The organism is Bifidobacterium catulorum (assembly GCF_003129925.1).
GTDB classification, from domain to species: Bacteria; Actinomycetota; Actinomycetes; order Actinomycetales; family Bifidobacteriaceae; genus Galliscardovia; species Galliscardovia catulorum.
In genome coordinates this window covers 37698-55680 of the sequence record NZ_QFFN01000001.1, presented here as the reverse complement: position 1 = coordinate 55680, position 17983 = coordinate 37698, and the positions used below count along the sequence as shown (strand labels likewise).

Annotated in this window: 13 protein-coding genes; 3 read left to right on the top strand and 10 right to left on the bottom strand. The window is 64.4% G+C overall.

Features of this window, described 5'->3' with window-relative positions:
* Positions 1–6 precede the first annotated feature (6 nt).
* The gene (locus tag DF200_RS00220) at positions 7–3363 is read right to left on the bottom strand and encodes an ABC transporter permease (RefSeq protein ID WP_241520052.1); all 3357 of its coding nucleotides are present in this window, start codon (positions 3361–3363) and stop codon (positions 7–9) included.
* Positions 3357–4058, bottom strand: a complete 702-nt coding sequence (locus tag DF200_RS00215; protein ID WP_109136298.1) for an ABC transporter ATP-binding protein — start codon at positions 4056–4058, stop codon at positions 3357–3359. Before DF200_RS00215 ends, DF200_RS00220 begins: the two co-directional genes overlap by 7 nt.
* Positions 4059–4343: 285 nt before the next feature.
* Between DF200_RS00215 and DF200_RS00210 the strand changes: the two genes are divergently transcribed.
* Positions 4344–4997: a TetR/AcrR family transcriptional regulator gene (locus DF200_RS00210; protein ID WP_170112457.1), complete on the top strand. Its 654-nt coding sequence runs from the start codon at positions 4344–4346 to the stop codon at positions 4995–4997.
* 58 nt (positions 4998–5055) lie between these two features.
* On the opposite strand, the gene DF200_RS00205 is transcribed toward DF200_RS00210, so the two are convergent.
* The 4 genes from DF200_RS00205 to DF200_RS00190 form a co-directional block, all read right to left on the bottom strand.
* The gene (locus DF200_RS00205; RefSeq protein ID WP_109136297.1) at positions 5056–6231 is read right to left on the bottom strand and encodes a pyridoxal phosphate-dependent aminotransferase; all 1176 of its coding nucleotides are present in this window, start codon (positions 6229–6231) and stop codon (positions 5056–5058) included.
* Between the two features lie 267 nt (positions 6232–6498).
* On the bottom strand, positions 6499–7836 hold the full coding sequence (gene hemW / locus DF200_RS00200) for a radical SAM family heme chaperone HemW (protein WP_241520051.1): 1338 nt from the start codon (positions 7834–7836) through the stop codon (positions 6499–6501).
* A 53-nt stretch (positions 7837–7889) separates the two neighbouring features.
* Positions 7890–9767, bottom strand: a complete 1878-nt coding sequence (gene lepA / locus DF200_RS00195) for a translation elongation factor 4 (protein ID WP_109136460.1) — start codon at positions 9765–9767, stop codon at positions 7890–7892.
* 123 nt (positions 9768–9890) lie between these two features.
* On the bottom strand, positions 9891–10772 hold the full coding sequence (locus DF200_RS00190) for an aldo/keto reductase (protein WP_109136296.1): 882 nt from the start codon (positions 10770–10772) through the stop codon (positions 9891–9893).
* A gap of 194 nt (positions 10773–10966) precedes the next feature.
* Here DF200_RS00190 and rpsT point away from each other — a divergent pair, with 194 nt between their 5' ends.
* Positions 10967–11227 (top strand): 30S ribosomal protein S20, encoded by a 261-nt coding sequence (rpsT, locus tag DF200_RS00185; protein WP_109136295.1) that lies wholly within the window; start codon positions 10967–10969, stop codon positions 11225–11227.
* A gap of 95 nt (positions 11228–11322) precedes the next feature.
* Here the strand turns inward: rpsT and DF200_RS00180 are convergent, their stop codons facing one another.
* The 4 genes from DF200_RS00180 to hrcA all read right to left on the bottom strand — a co-directional run bounded on the left by DF200_RS00180 (position 11323) and on the right by hrcA (position 15496).
* Positions 11323–12066, bottom strand: coding sequence for a trimeric intracellular cation channel family protein (locus DF200_RS00180; RefSeq protein WP_109136294.1), 744 nt, complete (start codon positions 12064–12066; stop codon positions 11323–11325).
* Between the two features lie 99 nt (positions 12067–12165).
* A complete protein-coding gene (locus DF200_RS00175) occupies positions 12166–13158 on the bottom strand; it encodes a nucleoside hydrolase (RefSeq protein WP_109136293.1) in 993 nt (330 codons plus the stop codon).
* A 9-nt stretch (positions 13159–13167) separates the two neighbouring features.
* The gene (dnaJ, locus tag DF200_RS00170) at positions 13168–14316 is read right to left on the bottom strand and encodes a molecular chaperone DnaJ (RefSeq protein WP_109136292.1); all 1149 of its coding nucleotides are present in this window, start codon (positions 14314–14316) and stop codon (positions 13168–13170) included.
* A 73-nt stretch (positions 14317–14389) separates the two neighbouring features.
* A complete protein-coding gene (hrcA, locus tag DF200_RS00165) occupies positions 14390–15496 on the bottom strand; it encodes a heat-inducible transcriptional repressor HrcA (protein ID WP_109136291.1) in 1107 nt (368 codons plus the stop codon).
* A 288-nt stretch (positions 15497–15784) separates the two neighbouring features.
* On the opposite strand from hrcA, the gene tkt reads away from it, so the two are divergent.
* On the top strand, positions 15785–17890 hold the full coding sequence (gene tkt / locus DF200_RS00160) for a transketolase (protein ID WP_109136290.1): 2106 nt from the start codon (positions 15785–15787) through the stop codon (positions 17888–17890).
* Positions 17891–17983: the final 93 nt, after the last annotated feature.

Here is a 17983-nt window from a genome sequence, read left to right as displayed (position 1 = left end):
CCCGGCTCATTCCACGCTCTTCAACGCGCCGAGCATGTCCACGTCCTTGAGCCGACGCCAGACCACCCAGCCGAGCATGGCGAGCACCGCGACCACCACGGCGAGCGGCACGGCGAACGCGGGCCAGGCGAGGGCCGGGTCGAACATGACCTCGTCCGGCGGCACCTCGGTGATGATGTATCGGTGCAGGCCGGCACCGAACACGTATCCGGCCAGCACTCCGAACGCGGACAGGACGATCGTTTCGCGATAGATGTACATGGTCGTCTCCCCGGTATGGAAGCCGAGCACCTTGATGGTGGACAGTTCGCGGATGCGTTCGGACACGTTGAGGTTGGTGAGGTTGTAGAGAATCACCACCGCGAGCAGCGCGGCCACTAGGATGAGCACCTCCATGATCTGGTCGAGCGAGTCGACGATCGTGGCCACTTGGTTCTTCATGGTGATGTTCTGCACCACGCCCCTGACCCCGTCCACGGCCATGAGGTCCGCTCCCTGCCTGTTGGCGTTGTCCACGGATGAGTCCTTGAGGCGGACCATGTAGGCGTTGGACTGGTAGTCGGCGTCGAACGCACGACCGTAGCCTCCGGAGGACATGAACATGAAGTGACCGATGTACATTTCGGTCACGCCGTCCACACGCACCTGACGCTTCGCGCCGTCGGGATCCGTCACGGATATGGCGTCCCCGGCCTTGGCGCCGAGCATATCCGCCATACGTTCGGAGATGATCGCGCCGCGGTCAGTCATGACCTGCGGGTCGTGCGAGACACGGTCGCGCAGGGTGATGTAGTCGCCGAAGTTGTAGGCGTCGTCGGTGACGATGAGCGTGATCGTCTGCTTGTCGCCCTGTTTGCCGGCGGTGGTGGTGAGCTCCTCGTAGCGGATTGGCGCGGATTGGTCGATCGCCCTGTTGCCGTCATCCCCGTCCGCCGGGGCGACGGCCTTGGATACGGCGTCGCGCTGGTCCGCGTTGTTGTCTGATTTCTCCGCCACGATCAGGTCGTAGTGTATGATGCCGCCGAACTGGTGCTCGCCGATCTGGCCGATCGACGCCTGCACGCCCAGTCCCGCGGTGAGCAGTGACACTGCGCCGGCCACGCCGAAGATGGTCATGAGTCCGCGCGACTTGTAACGGAACAGGTTGCGGGCCGTGACCTTACGGGTGAAGTTCAGGCGCTCCCACACGGGCGCGATCCGCTCGAGGAAGATCTTCGAGCCCTTGGCGGGAGGCTTGGGCAGGAGCAGCACGGCGGGCCTCTCCTTAAGCTCGCGGGACGCGGCGATCCACGCGGGGGCCACGGCGCTCGCCCATGCGAGTAGGAACGCGGCGGCGGTCACGCCCAGGTGGAAGTGCAGCTCGATGCGCGGCATGGTGAATCCGGAATCATAGGCGTGGTAGACGATGAGCGGCAGGATGGTGTGCCCGGCCGCCACGCCCAGAATCGTGCCGGCCGTGGAGGCGGAGAAGCCGTAGACGAGGAATTTCTTCATGATGTCCGCGTTCCCATATCCCAACGCCTTAAGGGTGCCGGAGTTGGTGCGCTCCTCGTCCACCATGCGGCCCATGGTGGTGAAGGTGACCAGCGCGGCCACGAAGTACAGGAAGATCGGGAAGATGCGCGCGAGCTTCATGACGATGTCCGCGATGATCTCGTACACGCGATATCCCTCGGAGGTGAGTCCCTCACGCCGTCCGTCGATCGAGTACGCGGGCACTTCGAGGGTGTCCACCTTTTCGCTCGCCAGTTTGATCTGACGTTCCGCGTCAGCGATCTGCTTCTCGGCCTCGGGCTTGGCGTCATTGAATTCCTTGAGCTTCTGGTCGTATTCGTCCTCGGCCTTCTCGAGGTCGCGCTGGCCTTGGATCATCTGTGAGGCACCGTCGGACGCCGATCCGGATGTGGCCGTGGAGACGGCGTGCCCGAGTTCGGTCTGCTTGGATGCAAGCAGTTTTTGGGCTTCCGCGATCGCGGCCGCGTTCTTTTGGTACTCCTCGGATCCCTGATCGAGCTTGGCGGCCCCTTCGTTGAACTGTTCAAGACCGCTGTTGTATTGGTTCAGCATGGCGTTGTATGTGTCCGCGGCCGTGTTCCAGTCGGCGAGCGCCTGATCGTACCGCCCCTTGAGGCTTTGGTATGCCTTGCCGGTTATTCCGGTTTTCTTCCATGAAGCGAGGAGACGGCCAGTGGCGTCGAGCGCTGTCTTGGATGCGTCGAGCGCCGCGCGGGCCACGGTGAGCTGCTTGCCGGCCTGATTGAGCTGCAGCCAGGCGAGTTCAAGACCGCTCTGGCCCTGATTGAGTTGCTGTGCGCCGGCAGCGAGCTGGGTTTGGGCGGCGGAGAGCGTGGAGTTGGCGGAAGCGATCTGCGAGGTTGCGCCGGCGAGTTCGGCGGCCGCGGAGGATGCCTGGTCGACGGCGTCGAGCTGGCCTTGGGTAATCTGGTCCTTGCCGGATTCGATCTGCGCCTTGGCGTCGTCAAGCCGGGCTTGGGCGTCCGCGAGCTGCTGTTTGGCGTCGTCCACCTGCTCCTGCGCCTTGGCGATCTGCTCACGGCGTTCGGAGCGGATGGAGGCGCGGCGGGCGGCGGGCTGGTTGGCGAGCCGCCGGGAGAGCATGGTCTTGTGGTCCTGCACGCGGTCGCGGTAGGCGTCATCCCAGTAGTTCAGTCCGGCTGTGTCCTCAAAGGTGACGCGGCCGATCATCGCCACTGACGAGTCGAACGTGCCCGCAGTGACCACGGCGTATCCGTCAAGCTCGCCGGATCCGGCGGTGGACTGTCCCATGTTGAGGTTGGAGACGATGTCGCTGGCCTCTACGAAGCCGACCACGGTGAAGTCGGTCCGTTTGAGCACGGTATCGCCGGCGATGTCCGGCATCTCGGTCACGCTGATGGAGCTGCCCACTGCGAACCGGTCGCGCTCCCCTGTGTCAAGCGCGATCTCCCCGGTCGCTTGCGGCAGCCGGCCCTCCATGACCTCGTAGGTGGAGACGGTTTCGGGCAGCGAGTGGACGCGCAGGCTGTGGTCACTGTCCGCGATCGTCACATCCTTGAAGTAGCCGAATTCAGCGTCCTTCACGCCGACGGTTTCGCGGATGATCGCCTCGTCGTCGGCGGTCAGGCCGTAGTCGCTGATCACGGTCACGTCCGCGAGATTGTGCTCGCCGTAGAACGCGCGGCCGGTGGCACGCATGTCGGGCGCGGTGGCGAACAGACCTACGAGAGCGAACGATCCCAAGATCATGAGGCTCACGATGGAGGCGAACCGTCCCTTGGACTTGGCGAGGGTGGTGCGGATGTCACGCCACAGCATGCGCTTGCGGAGCCTGCGAGGCTTACGGTGCGTCATGGCGTTCACCATTCCAGGTCCTCGATGTCCATGGGGTGCTCGTTGATCTCGATGTCCTTAACTCGCGCGTCGTGCATGTGGATCACACGATCGGCGATGGGCGCGATGGCGGAGTTGTGGGTGACGATCACCACGGTGGCGCCCTTGATTCGGCTCTGGTCCTGCAGGATACGCAGCACCTGCTTGCCGGTGTTGTAGTCGAGCGCGCCGGTCGGTTCGTCGCACAGGAGGATCTTGGGGTTCTTGGCCACGGCGCGTGCGATGGCGACGCGCTGCTGCTCACCACCGGAGAGCTGCGCCGGGAAGTTGTCGATGCGGTCCTTCAGCCCCACGTCCACGAGCGCCTGAACCGGGTCCTGCGCATCGCGCACGATTTCGGAGGCGAGTTCCACGTTCTCCCGGGCGGTGAGGTTGGCCACGAGGTTGTAGAACTGGAACACGAACCCGATGTCGGTGCGGCGATAGTCGGTCAGCTGACGTGCGGTGTAGTTCGAGATGTCCTTGCCGTCGATGATCACCTGTCCCTCGCTGTTGGTGTCCATGCCGCCCAGAATGTTGAGTACGGTCGATTTCCCCGCGCCGGACGAACCGAGGATGATTGCCAGTTCACCCTTCTCGATGCCGAAGCTCACGTCATTGTTGGCGACGATGACGGTGTCTCCCATGTGGTAGCGCTTGTAGCTGTGCACCATCTCGATATATGCCACGGATCCTTCGCCTCCTTGTGTCCCTTATGGTTGCCTCAACCACTGAATAAACAACATGTTGATATAATGATTTCGATGATAGGAATCGATGACCTACCCGGTCAATCAACATCTTCCGATGATCCGTTCAGATTAGACACTGTTCCCCAAACCGTTCATATCGCCATAAATCACCCATTAAAAAGACAACATGTTGATATAATGCATCGGTATCAGCATCCCCTCGCAGCAATGCAGACCCCATGGCGCGGCCACAGACGACCGCATGAATCCAAGGAGCACCACATGCCTTCCACCACATACACCGCAATATCCGAGAGCGCGCCGGCCAAGCGCAACACGAAGACCGAGGCCAGGATCAAGGCGGCCTTCACCACGCTGATGCAGGCCAAGGGCTTCGACTCGATGACGGTCAGCGACATCGCCCGCACCGCGGGCATCAACCGCGGCACCTTCTACATGCACTATCTCGACAAGATGGACCTGCACCAGCAGCTCGTCGACGACGCCATCGAGGACCTGACGCGCATCCTCGTCACCGATGCCGCATCCCCCGGCGCGAACGCCACCGCACCGCACCGGGGCAAGGCCATCTGCGACGCGTTCCAGTCGAACTCCATAGCCGACGCCCTGCGCTACATCCGCGACGACTACGCCTTCTTCAGCGTCGTCTCCCGCTCCGGCAACGACATGCAGCTCTACTACCGCATGAAGGAGGTGCTCAAGCGTCTCATCGTCGCGCAGGCGACACGGTTCGGTGCCGAACCGAAGACCGATTACAACGGCATCCCCGCCGACTACGCGATGGAGATCCTCGTCTCCGCGGTCTCCTCGATCATCTGGCTGTGGATCCGCCGCGGATGCAAGGAGAGCCCGGAGGAGATCTGCCGGATCATCGAAGTCAACAAGACCACCGCACCGGTGGACATCCTGTGGTGAGCATCACGAGCGTCACGAGTGCCACCCGCCGGAGCGCCCCGCCAAACACGATCACGGATCAACGCCCGGAGTCAAGTCCTTCGAGCCATATACGCATACGGTTCAGGCCTTCGGCGGTGTCCTCCCGCGTACCCACGTAGGACAATCGCACATACCCGGCGCCGCGAGCGCCGAAGCCGGATGCCGGCGTGACCACGACCCTGCCTTCGCTGAGCAGACGCACCGCGAACGTATGGTCATCCATGCCTGTCGCCGTGACGTTGACGAGCACGTAGAACGCACCATCCGGGACATCGCAGCGGACCAGCGGCATATCGGCGATCGCATCGACCACCATGTCGCGGTTGGCGCGGTAGGCGTTCTTCATCGTCGCAAGGATGTCCGACGAGCCTTCAAGAGCCGCGACCGCACCGGCCTGCAGCGCACCGGGCACGCAGGAGACGACGTTCTCCTGCATCACCATCATCCGGTCGATGACCTTCTTCGGACCGAAGACACAGCCGATGCGCCATCCGGTCATCGCGTATGTCTTGGAGAGGGAATCCACGACGAGCGTGCGTTCCTTCATGCCGGGGATCTGCGCGATGGACATGCATGGTGTGCCATCATCGTAGACGAATGCGCGGTACACCTCGTCGCTGATCACCCACAGATCATGGCGTTTCGCCACGTCGGCGATGCGCGCGAGCTCGCCGGGCTCGATGATCGCGCCGGTCGGATTGGACGGGGAGTTGAGCAGCAGGGCGCGCGATTGCGGAGTCACCGCGGCCTCCACGTCCTCGGCCCGCATGCGCCATCCGTTGTTCTCATGCAACGGCACCGGCACGACGTGCGTCTGCGTCATCTGCGCCTGACCGAAGTAGTTCGCGTACCCGGGGTCGGGGATGAGGATGTCGTCGCCCGGATCCATCGTCGCTGTCATCGCAAGGAACACGCCCTCCATGCCGCCCGTGGCGACGATGATCTCCGACTCTGGGTCGTAGTGCGTGCCGTCGTCGCGTTCGCGGGCGGCGCACCATGCGTGGCGCAGCGCCTCCGCTCCCCTGTTGGGCGTGTAATGCGTGTCGCCGGCGAGCGCCGCCCGATATGCCGCGTCGACCATCGGCCGGGGTGTGTCGAATCCCGGTTCGCCGATCGCGAAGGAGATCGCGTCGGGCACGTGCGAGGCGAGTTCGAACATCTCGCGAACCGACGGGTACAGCGCCTCGCGGGCGCGGTTCGATATCTCCGGCATGGCTGCTACGTCCTCTCCAAGCTGCTTTATGACCGACGTTGTGCCGATGATAACGCGTCTGCGTTTCGGCGGAGACCAATCTCAAACGTGACGGCCTGCGGTGCGGACCACTATGACGCGTATGGTCGGGAGCGCCTTGAACGCCATGGACCATGGCGTTCCGTGCAAGACCTGCCGAGCAGACCCGAGACGGGCAGTCGGCACCGGACTCCACACTGCAGGAGGCCGGGTGTATGCCGCGTCGGGCGACGGACGTCCTCATATCGCTCACACACCGATGAGGTCGAAGAGGCGCTCGATGACGGCGTCGTTGAGGAGACGCCCCTTTCGCGTGGGGATGGCATGGACGCCATCGGTTCCGACGCCACCGGAACCCCGGGTCAGGGTGATGAGCCCCTCATCGACCATGGGCTTGAGTTGAGTGGGATCGATGGGCTTGAGCCGTGAGGAGCCGTCCGCATCAGTGTCGGAGGAGGATGCGATAGCCCGGTTGAGGCGATTCAGATCGAGCCCTTCGCGGATGCGCAGACCGAGCATGATGAGCTCTTCGAGGTTCTCGTGCGGGGTGATCTCCTCGCTGCCTCCCCACGGCACGCGGCCTTCGTTGATGGCCGTGCCCCACATGCGTGGATGCGAGATATCCCATGCACGAAGGGCGTTCATGCCTGTGATCTGTTCCTTCGGTTGCGCCGACGCCGTCTCTCCCCCAGTCAGCTTCTCTGACAGCGCCCTCGTCAGAGGGGGCCGGGCACCCGCATCAACGCATGCATTGTAGTGCGAATGCGCGCCGGGGCCGATGCCCGCCCAGTCGACGTTCCTCCAGTAGCCGAGGTTGTGACGGCTCTCATAGCCGGCTCGCGCCCAGTTCGAGACCTCGTACCATTCGAGGCCGGCCTTCGAGAACAGGTCGTCGGCGATCTCGTATTTGGCTGCCTCATCGTCGTCATCCGGCTTGGGCAGCGTGCCCGCGGCGATCCGACGCCCCATCTTGGTCGTTGGCTCGACGGTCAGCGCGTAGGCGGAGATATGGTTGACGCCGAGCCCGATGGCGGTCTCGACCGAGGTGCGCCAGTCGTCGAGGCGCTCCCCCGGCGCCCCGTAGAGGAGGTCGACGCTGGTCCGGGGGCCGGCCGCATCGGCGGCGCGCACACCCGCCTCGACGTTCGCGGGCGTGTGCGTGCGGTCGAGGGTCCTCAGCACATGCGGCACGGCGGACTGCATGCCGAAGGAGATGCGGGTGAATCCGCCTTCGGCCAGACGGCCGATGTAATATTCGTTGACGGTGTCCGGGTTGGCCTCGGTGGTGATCTCCGCTCCGGGCGCGAGCCCCCAGATGCGTCGGACCGCGTCAAGCATCGTCACGAGGTCGTCTGCGGAAAGAATCGTGGGCGTGCCGCCGCCGAAGAACACGGTCGACGCCGCAGGCTCGTCGATGCCGCGCGTCTCCTGCCACCGTCTGGTCAGTTCCATCTCGCGGATGGCCATGTTCGCATAGTTGCCGCGTGAGGCGCCGCCGCCGAGATCGGCCGCGGTGTAGGTGTTGAAGTCGCAGTATCCGCAACGGCGCAGGCAGAACGGCACGTGGACGTATATCTCGTAAGTCACGTCAAAGACCTTTCTTCGGTCCGGTTCGGTCGCGGTCCGGCCGCCCGGCGCAGTCAGCCTTCCTTCTTCTGCGCGGCGCGGATCTTGTCCTTGGTGTCGCGGTCCGTGGGCTCGTCGGTGGACAGGGCGGCGATGAACGCCTCCTGCGGCACCTCCACATGGCCGAGCATCTTCATGCGCTTCTTGCCGGCCTTCTGCTTCTCCAACAGCTTGCGCTTGCGTGTGATGTCGCCGCCGTAGCATTTGGCGAGCACGTCCTTGCGCAACGCGCGTATGGTCTCGCGCGCGATGATGCGCGAGCCGATGGCCGCCTGGATCGGGATCTCGAACTGCTGGCGCGGGATGAGCTCACGCAGCTTCTTGGTCATCATCACGCCGTAGCTGTACGCCTTGTCGCGGTGGACGATGGCGCTGAACGCGTCCACCCTGTCGCCCTGGATGAGGATGTCCACCTTCACGAGGTCGGCGCTCTGCTCGCCGTCCTCATGGTAGTCGAGCGACGCATAGCCTTTCGTGCGGCTCTTGAGCTGGTCGAAGAAATCGAACACGATCTCGGCGAGCGGCATGCGGTAGTGCATCTCCACACGGTCGGTGCTGATGTATTCCATGGTGCCCATCTGCCCGCGGTTCTCCTGGCACAGGTCCATCACCGCGCCGATGAACTCCTTGGGCAGGATGATGTCGGCCGCGACCATGGGCTCCACGATGCGTTTGATCTTCCCCTCGGGGAATTCGCTCGGATTCGTGACGTGATGCACGGTGCCGTCCTCGCCGGTCACCTCATAGGTGACGTTCGGCGCGGTCTGGATGAGGTCCAGCCCGAATTCGCGGGAGAGCCGCTCGGATACGATCTCCATGTGCAGCAGCCCCAGGAAGCCGCAACGGAAGCCGAATCCGAGGGCGACGGACGTCTCCGGCGTATAGACGAGCGCGGCGTCATTGAGCTTGAGCTTGTCAAGCGCCTCACGCAGTTCGGGGAACTGCGCATTGTCCACGGGAAACAGGCCCGAATACACCATGGGCTTCGGATCGCGGTACCCGGGCAACGGATCGGATGCCGGCCTCACCGCGGAGGTCAGCGTGTCACCGACCTTGGACTGGCTCACGTCCTTCGCCCCCGTGATGATATACCCCACCTCGCCGGCGCCCAACGCCTTCGTCGGCGTCATGTCCGGGCTGATCACACCGATCTCGATCGGCTCATGGGTCATGCCGATGCCCATCATATGGACCTTCTCGCGGCTGTGCAGCTCGCCGTCCTCCATGCGGATGTAGGTGACGATGCCGCGATAGGAGTCATAGACGGAGTCGAAGATCAGGGCTCGCGCCGGGGCCTCGGGATCGCCGTGGGGCGCCGGCACATCCATGACGATCTGGTCGAGCAGGTCGGCCACGCCCTCGCCCGTCTTGCCGGACACGCGCAGCACCTCGGACGGCTCGCAACCGATGAGTCCCGCGATCTCCTCGGCGTGCTTCTCGGGTTCGGCGCTCGGCAGATCGATCTTGTTGAGCACGGGGATGATGGCCAGATCATGGTCGATGGCCATGTACAGGTTCGACAGCGTCTGCGCCTCGATGCCCTGCGTGGCGTCCACGAGCAGCACGGCACCCTCGCATGCGGCCAGAGCGCGGGAGACCTCATAGGTGAAGTCGACGTGCCCCGGCGTGTCGATCATGCCCAGGGTGTATTCGGTGCCGTCGAAGGTCCACGGCACGCGCACGGCCTGCGACTTGATGGTGATGCCGCGCTCCTGCTCGATGTCCATGCGGTCGAGGAAGCGGTCGTGCATCTCACGTTCGGGGACGATGCCGCTCAGCTGCAGGATGCGGTCGGCCACGGTCGATTTGCCGTGGTCGATGTGCGCGATGATGCAGAAGTTGCGAATCAGCGACTGATCGGTGTATCCGGGCTTGTTGTGCGGCTCTTTCACCAAACGTGTCTCCTTGCTGTACTGAAATTCCAAAAAGACAAGTATACGGCCTGCCATCGGCAATCCCGGCGGTGCGACGCCGGGCCGGAAAGCCGATGGCAGGCCGTTCGCAGACGCGTGGGATCAGGCGACGTTGCCGCGGGAGAACTGGTCCGCCCACGACTGGGAGTTCACGTTGGTGGCGGGGTCACCCGAGACGCGGCCCGAAGGATCGTGCAGCGCGTCGATGGCCTTGACCTCCTCGTCCGTGAGACGGAACCCGAACAGGTCGAGGTTCTGCCGCATGCGGTCGGGATGCGACGACTTGGGGATGATCACGCGTCCGGACTGGATGTGCCAGCGCAGCACCGCCTGGGCGGGGGTGACGCCATGCGCCTCGGCGGCGGCCACCACCTCGGGGGCGTTCATGTCGGCGCCGTGGCCGAGCGGGGAATACGCCTCCACCACGATGCCATGCTCGGCGCAGTATGCCCTCACATCGGGCTGCGAGAAGCGCGGATGCACCTCGATCTGGTCGATCGCCGGCGTCTCCCCGGTCTCGTCTATCAGACGCTGGATGTGCTCGGGCAGGAAGTTCGACACGCCCGCCGCGCGCAGCACACCCTGCTCGCGGAACTCAAGAATCGCCTTCCAGCTCTCCACATACCGCCCGATGAGCGCGAACGGCCAATGGATGAGGTACAGGTCCAGCCTGTCGAGCCCCAGCCGGCGCAGGGAATCCTCGAACGCCACCTTGGTGGACTCGTAGCCCTGGTCGCAGTTGCGCAGCTTGGTGGTGACGAACACCTTGCCCGCCATGCCCGTGGCCTTCAGTGCGGCCCCGACGCCCTCCTCGTTGTAGTATGCGGCCGCGGTGTCGAAGTGTCGGTAGCCGATCTCCAACGCCTCCTCGACGGCCTTCTGCGTATCCTTGCGGGGAATCTGGAACACGCCGAACCCGACCTGGGGGATGCCCACTCCCCCGGCGAGCTCCACATCCGCCACGGGATTCTTTCCATCGCTCATCGTTCACGCCTTTCGCTAATCGAAGGTCAAACGCATCCTCATAGATGCGTTCCCAGCGTACCGCCGCCGCACGGCGACACGGCATATCGTCTTATCTGACAGAAGAAATTCCCCGGATGGTCGCCAACGACTGTAAAACCGTGATATCATATCCGTTTGTATGTCCGTTTAGAACACGTCGTTTGGAGTACATAGTGGCAAACATCAAGTCGCAGAAGAAGCGCGTCCGGACCAACGAGAAGGCGCACATCCGCAACGTCGCCTACAAGAGCGAGCTGAAGACCGAGATCCGCAAGGTCCGCGAGGCCATCGCCGCCGGCGATAAGGAAGCCGCCCAGGCCGCCTACAAGGTCGCCTCCCGCAAGCTCGACAAGGCCGCCGGCCGTGGCATCATCCACAAGAACCAGGCCGCCAACCGCAAGTCCGGCCTCGCCGTGGCCATCAACGCCCTCTGATTACTGATTACGCGGTTCCGTCGCGTAGATTCAAATCCCGCAGGATGTTTCCCGCGGGATTTTTTTATCGGGTCTTCGGGGCGACGCCGGCAACGTCATTCGTCCCCGTCCCCGGCCTTCCCCTCGTCGGGGTGGATGACGGGACGCCTGAGATACCGGCCGTTCGGGGGAAGATGCGAGCGATGACGCTTCAGGGCGCCGGGGAACGTGATGTTGAATGCGACGGATAGCATGCGAAGCACGAATACGATGATGACTATGCAGACGTCCAGTATCATCTCGCCGTCGAGCCCCAGACGCCAATGGTCCGTGGCCCTCGCCGCGAAGACGGTGAGAAGGCAGCCGATGAACGAGGGAACGGCGTACAGGTGCTTGTCCCGGAGGATGGAGGGCACCTCGTTGAGCAGCACATCGCGGATGGTGCCGCCGGCCAGCGCGGTGAACATGCCGAGGAACGCGGCGGTCATGCCGGAGGAATGATAGGCCAGCGCCTTGGCCGTCCCGTTGACGGCGAACAGACCGAGGGCCAGGGCGTCGGTCACGATCATCGACCATTTCAGATGTTCGATCTCCGGATGGACTATCGCCACGATGAACCCGGAGGCCAGCGCGGTGAGCACGAACCCCCGATCGGTGATGCCCACGGGCGGCAATGCGCCCAACAGCACGTCACGGGTGATACCGCCGCCAAGCGCGGTCACCCATGCGATGACCAGAATCGAGAAGAGGTCGTATTTCTTATGGATGGCGGCGAGCCCGCCGGAGAGCCCGCAGATGAACACCGCCAGATATTCGATGCCGAGGAACACCGCATTGCTTTCCAAGGCGACCTGATCCATCGTCCCTCCCCGTTTTCCGAGAAAACCGGTAAGACATTAGCATGGCGGACGCCTGACACGCCGACGCGAAAGGGGAAGGTTCATCTTCCGTTAACCGGATCACGTGCGTACGGCGTCCGCCGGACGGGAATGCTCCCCCACATGGAGCGTCCGATAGATATAGGATTTGTACCTTGCCGGGTGGAGCCGGCTGCATATGCGCACGTTCGGCTCGTTGCCGGTGAACCGGTCCCTGTCGATGATGGTCGCGCCGTAGCCCGGTCCGCCGCAGGAGTCCACCTGCATGTAGTAGGCGTCGCATTCGGCGATGCACGAGGGGTGCAACGCCGCCGCCATGGCCGCCGGATCCGCCATGTCGAGGCATGGTCTGCCGAATCGTCGGCGGTTGAGCTCCATGAGGTTGCGGTTGCAGTCGATGGCGAAGCGTCCGAGATCGCCGCTGTCGCGGATGTCCCCGATCTCAGTCGGATCGAGCATGCAATCCCCCAGACAGGCGTCCCAGCCCACGAACATGATGTCCGGCAAACCGGATTCCACGACGATGCGCGCCGCTTCCGCATCCTGCCATACGTTGAATTCCGCGGCCGGGGTCACGTTGCCCGGCCCGAACCCCGTGCCGCCCATGGCCACTATCCGCCGGGCCCTGGCCATGGTGACGGGCGCGAGCTTGATGGCCAGGGCGATGTTGGTGAGCGGTCCGAGGGCGATCACGTCGATGCTGCCCGGTTCCCCGTCCTCCAGCGCTTCGAGCATCCGGATCACGGCGTTGCCCTCCGAGACATGGAGGCGATGCGGGCGAAGTCCCAGATCCCCCATGCCGTCATGGCCATGGGTCTCATACGCATAGACGAGCTCGTTGAACAGCATGTCTCGCGATCCGCGGTAGACCGGAGGCTCATAGGCCCCGGCGTGTTCGATGGTGGTCAACACGTTGTCCACCGCCTGGTCCACGGGCACGTTGCCCGACACCGTGGTGAACATCTTGATCTCGTATCCGGGGTCGTTCAACGCCATGGCGATGGCCATGGCGTCGTCGGACCCGCAGTCCGTGTCGATGATGACGGGACGCCTGCCGTCTCGTTGGTCGGTCATCGCGTCATCCTAGCTCAGGGCGTCCTTCAGCTTGGAGAAGAATCCGCGCGGCTTTCCCGCCTGACGGGGCTTCGGCCCCTGGCTGACGTGGCGTGATTCGGCGTCGGCGTCGTGGGATTCCGCGAACTCCTCGATGAGCCTGCGCTCCTTGTCGGTGACCTTCCTCGGAATCACCACGACGACATGCGCGATGATGTCGCCGCGCTCCCCCTGGGACCGCAGGCGTGTGACGCCGAGGCCGTCGAGGGTCACGGTGTCGTCCTGCTGGGTGCCCGCCGGGATGCTGATCCCCCTGCGTCCGTCGAACGTGTCGATGTCGAGGTCGTGGCCGAGCACGGCCCAGCTCATCGGGATCTCGATCCAGCAATGCAGGTCGTCGCCGTCACGCACGAAGGTCTTGTCCTGCGCCACATGGACGTCGATGTAGAGGTCGCCGGCGGCGCCGCCGCACTCGCCGACCTCGCCCTGCGAGGCGAGGCGCAGACGGGTGTCGTCGGTGATGCCGGCCGGCACGGAGACGCCGACGCTCCTCTTGGAGCGGATGCGCCCATGCCCCATGCACGACGGGCAGGGGCTCTCGATGATGGTGCCATGCCCCTCGCAGCGCTCGCAGGGTGCCGAGGTCATCATCTGCCCCAGCATGGTGCGTACCACCTTCTGCGCGAAGCCACGCCCCTTGCAGTCGGGACAGGTGACCGGCGAGGAGCCGTTGGCGGTGCCGCTGCCCTTGCAGTCGGGGCACAGGGCCATGGTGCGGATGTCGACGTGCGCCGTGCCGCCGAACACCGCGGTCCTGAGGTCGATGGTGACGTTCGCCAGCGAGTCGCGGCCCGGCTGGGTGCGCGGGACGGGCCCCTGGGAGCCGCCGCCGAAGCTTTGGCCGAAGAACTGGCCGAAGATGTCGCCCATGTCGAATCCGGCGGCGCCGCCGAATCCCCCGCCGTTGGGGTCGTTGGGGTCGACGCCCTGATCGTACATGCGCCGCTTGTCCGGGTCGGACAGCACCTCGTAGGCGGAGTTCACCTCCTTGAATTTGTCCTCGAACTCGGGACCCGCGATGTCGGGATGGTATTTGCGGCTCATCCTTCGGTACGCCTTCTTGATCTCGTCCTCGCTGGCGGTGCGGTCCACTCCCAGTACTTCGTAATAGTCAGCCAATGTCGTCTTTCCTGTTGTCGTCGGTTTGATGGTGATGTGGTCGACGGTGCCCGTCGATGATTATGACACAAGACTAGTGGCCGGTGTCGTCGTCGGCGCCGCCCTCCTCGTTCGTCATGAAGTCCGTGAGATACCGCGCCACGGCCCTGACCGCGGATATGGTGGTCGCGTAATCCATGTGAGTCGGGCCTATGGAGCCCACGAAGGCGACAGGTTCGCCGCCCGACGGCGTCTCCCCCGCCTCGTCCCCCTCCTCCTTCGCCGAGGACTGGCCGTAGCCGGTGGTGACCACGGACGCGTGCATGAGACCGGGCGTATGCGTCTCCGAGCCGATGGCTATGCCCACGCCGTGAGACTGGGTCACCTCGCTCAGCGCGGTCATGAGCCGCATGATGACGGCCTGCTCCTCCAAGGCGTCGAACAGGGGGGCGATCACCGCCATGTCGGCCGTCTGGCCGTGGGTGAGCTGTGACGTGCCGGCCATGTACAGATTGCTCGCCTGCTCCTGCGTGGCCAGTTCGTCGTATACCCGCGCAAGCGCATCCATGACCCCCCTGTTGGCGACGTCGGGCTCCTCCTGCGCCAGCAGGCCGACGTCGATCCCGCACCGCCTCAGGGAGCGTCCCGCGCACTTGGCATTGACCCTTGCGCTGATGCGTCCCAGCACCTCGTCCGACGGCCGGTCGGCGCTGATGATCGTGCGTTGCTCCACACGTCCCGTGTCCGTGATGACCACGACCAGAACCGTCGCGGACGAGACCGGCACCATCTCCATGTGGCGCAGGGCGGAACGGGCGAGCGACGGGGACGCCACCACCGCGACCTGTCCGGTTATCTGCGCCAGCAGACGCGCCGACCGCCTCAGCGTGTCGTCCAGGCTGACCGACCCCGACAGGAACGTCCGGATGCCCCGTTTCTGCGCCGGGGACAGCGGGACGACGGTGGCGAGCCGGTCCACGAAATACCGGTACCCCTTCTCGGTGGGTATCCTGCCGGCCGACGTGTGCGGCTGGATGAGGTATCCCTCGTCCTCCAGCGCCGCCATGTCGTTGCGCACCGTGGCCGAGCTGACGCCCAGATCGTGTGTCCTGGTCAGGGCGCCGGAGCCCACGGGCTCCTGGGTCCGTATATAGTCCTCGATGACGGCCCGGAGCACCAGCATGCGCCGTTCGTTCGCCATGTGACCCTCCTTGGAGATAACGCATCGTCTGATGGGAAGACCCCGTTCTTTTTTAGCACTCCCGAGTACGGAGTGCTAGCCGAGGGCGAAAACGAAACCAAACGAACAGCCGTGAACATTTTCCTAACATATTGCGATAGGAAATGTGTCGTGAAGTCTTCGCGCCGGGATACCATGAAAGGGCAAATGAAGCCGATATGCACGTTCCGATTGGAAAGCGTATGTTGTTTACGCTCACAAATTTGAACGTGCGCGTTGGTTCCATCCGATTGGAAGGAAAGTTGATCCATGACCGAATTCAAGGAGACCGAACTGGACGAGCGCGCCATCAAGATGGCCAAGGTTCTTTCGGCCGATGCGGTCGAGAACGCCGGAAGCGGCCACCCCGGTTCCCCCGTCTCGCTGGCGCCCATCGCCTACACCCTTTATCAGCACTTCATCAAGCATGATCCGAACGATCCCAATTGGGAGGGTCGAGATCGCTTCATCCTTTCCGGCGGCCACGCCTCGCTCACCCAGTACGTGCAGCTGTACTTCTCCGGCTACGGACTGACGCTCGACGACCTCAAGCACTTCCGCGGCGGCGCCGACACCCGCACCCCGGGACACCCCGAATACGGCCTGACCCCGGGCATCGAGATGACCACGGGCCCGCTGGGCCAGGGCTTCGCCTCCGCCATCGGCTTCGCCTACGGCGAACGCTTCCAGCGCGGCCTGCTCGACCCGGAGACCCCGAAGGAGGAGTCCCCGTTCTACCACAAGATCTGGGCCATCTGCGGTGAAGGCGACATCGAGGAGGGCATCTCCGGCGAAGCCGCCGCCCTCGCCGCCAACCAGAAGCTCGGCAACCTGACCGTGATCTTCGACGCCAACCGCATCCAGATCGAAGGCGACACCAACCTGGTGCTCGCCGAGGATGTGCTCAAGCGCTTCCAGGCCTACGGCTGGTACACCGACGAATTCAGCTTCATCCAGCCCGACGGCTCCTACAAGGAGGACGTCGAGGGCCTGGCCGAGGTCATCGCCAAGGCAGAGAAGTCCGCGCCCGACCAGCCGAAGCTCATCAAGGTCCACTCCCTGATCGCGTGGCCGACCCCGGGCAAGACCAACGACCCCTCCTCCCACGGCTCCAAGCTGGGCGCCGAGGCCGTCGCCGGCCTCAAGAAGCTGCTCGGCTACGACCCCGAGCGTAGCTTCCAGATCGACGAGGAGGCGCTTGCCCACGCCCGCAAGGTCGCCGACCGCGGCCTTGCCGCGCACGCCGCCTGGGACGAGAAGTTCGAAGCCTGGCGCAAGGCCAACCCGGACAAGGCGGCCCTCTACGACCGTCTGAAGGCCGGAGAGCTGCCCGAAGGCTTCGACAAGGCCATCGACGACCTCGAAGCCACCTTCGAGGTCGGCAAGAAGGTCGCCACCCGCGGCGCCTCCGGTTCCGTCCTCAACGCCATCGCCTCCGTCATGCCGGAGTTCTGGGGCGGCTCCGCAGACCTTGGCGGCTCCAACAAGACCGATCTCAAGGGTGCCGCCACCTTCGCGCCCGAGGAGTGCGCCACCAAGCAGTGGCCGGTCTGCAACGAGTTCGGCCGCCAGCTGCACTTCGGCGTCCGCGAGTTCGCCATGGGATGCATCACCAACGGCATCCTCCTCGGATCCCACACCCGCCCGTTCGGCGGCACCTTCTTCATGTTCTCCGACTACGAGCGCTCCGCCGTCCGTCTGGCCGCCCTCATGGAGATCCCGAACCTGTACGTGTGGACGCACGATTCCGTCGCCGTCGGCGAGGACGGCCCGACCCACCAGCCGGTCGAGCACCTCGCATCCTTCCGCGCCATGCCGCAGCTTGAGGTCGTACGCCCCGCCGACGCCTTCGAGACGGCCGAGGCGTACCGTCACTTCTTCGAGAAGAAGAACACGCTGCCCACCGCCATGGTGCTGTCCCGACAGGGCCTCCCGGTGCTCGCCGAGACCGCCGAGAAGGCCAAGGAGGGCGTGAGGAAGGGCGCCTACGTGCTCGTCGACTCCGAAGGCACCCCGGACGTCATCCTCATGGGCTCCGGCTCCGAGGTCCAGCTCGCGGTCGAGGCGGCCAAGACGCTCGCCGCCGACGGCGTGAAGGCCCGCGTGGTCTCCGTCCCGTCGTTCGAATGGTTCGAGGAGCAGGACGCCGAATACAAGGAGGCCGTGCTTCCGTCCGCCGTGAAGGCCCGCGTGTCCGTCGAGGCCGGCGTGGCGATGCCTTGGTACAAGTACCTCGGCTCCTACGGCAAGCCCGTCTCCATCGAGCAGTTCGGCCTGCAGGGTGACGGCGCCCAGAACCTCGTCGACCTCGGCATCACCGCCGATCACGTGGTCGAGGCGGCCAAGGCGTCCATCGCCGAGGTTCAGGCGGCCTGATTCCGACATCAACCGACAAATGAATGTGGGTCCCCTTTCCCGAGGGGAGCACGCGGGTTCATACCCGAACCGGGGGAGCAGTCAAGCCCACTC

What these genes read in the sequence shown, in the direction of transcription:
- DF200_RS00220 (WP_241520052.1), bottom strand. Translation starts at nt 3,363, where the DNA reads ATGGTGAACGCCATGACGCACCGTAAGCCTCGCAGGCTCCGCAAGCGC.
- DF200_RS00210 (WP_170112457.1), top strand. Translation starts at nt 4,344, where the DNA reads ATGCCTTCCACCACATACACCGCAATATCCGAGAGCGCGCCGGCCAAG.
- DF200_RS00205 (WP_109136297.1), bottom strand. Translation starts at nt 6,231, where the DNA reads ATGCCGGAGATATCGAACCGCGCCCGCGAGGCGCTGTACCCGTCGGTT.
- DF200_RS00190 (WP_109136296.1), bottom strand. Translation starts at nt 10,772, where the DNA reads ATGAGCGATGGAAAGAATCCCGTGGCGGATGTGGAGCTCGCCGGGGGA.
- DF200_RS00180 (WP_109136294.1), bottom strand. Translation starts at nt 12,066, where the DNA reads ATGGATCAGGTCGCCTTGGAAAGCAATGCGGTGTTCCTCGGCATCGAA.
- DF200_RS00175 (WP_109136293.1), bottom strand. Translation starts at nt 13,158, where the DNA reads ATGACCGACCAACGAGACGGCAGGCGTCCCGTCATCATCGACACGGAC.
- hrcA (WP_109136291.1), bottom strand. Translation starts at nt 15,496, where the DNA reads ATGGCGAACGAACGGCGCATGCTGGTGCTCCGGGCCGTCATCGAGGAC.
- tkt (WP_109136290.1), top strand. Translation starts at nt 15,785, where the DNA reads ATGACCGAATTCAAGGAGACCGAACTGGACGAGCGCGCCATCAAGATG.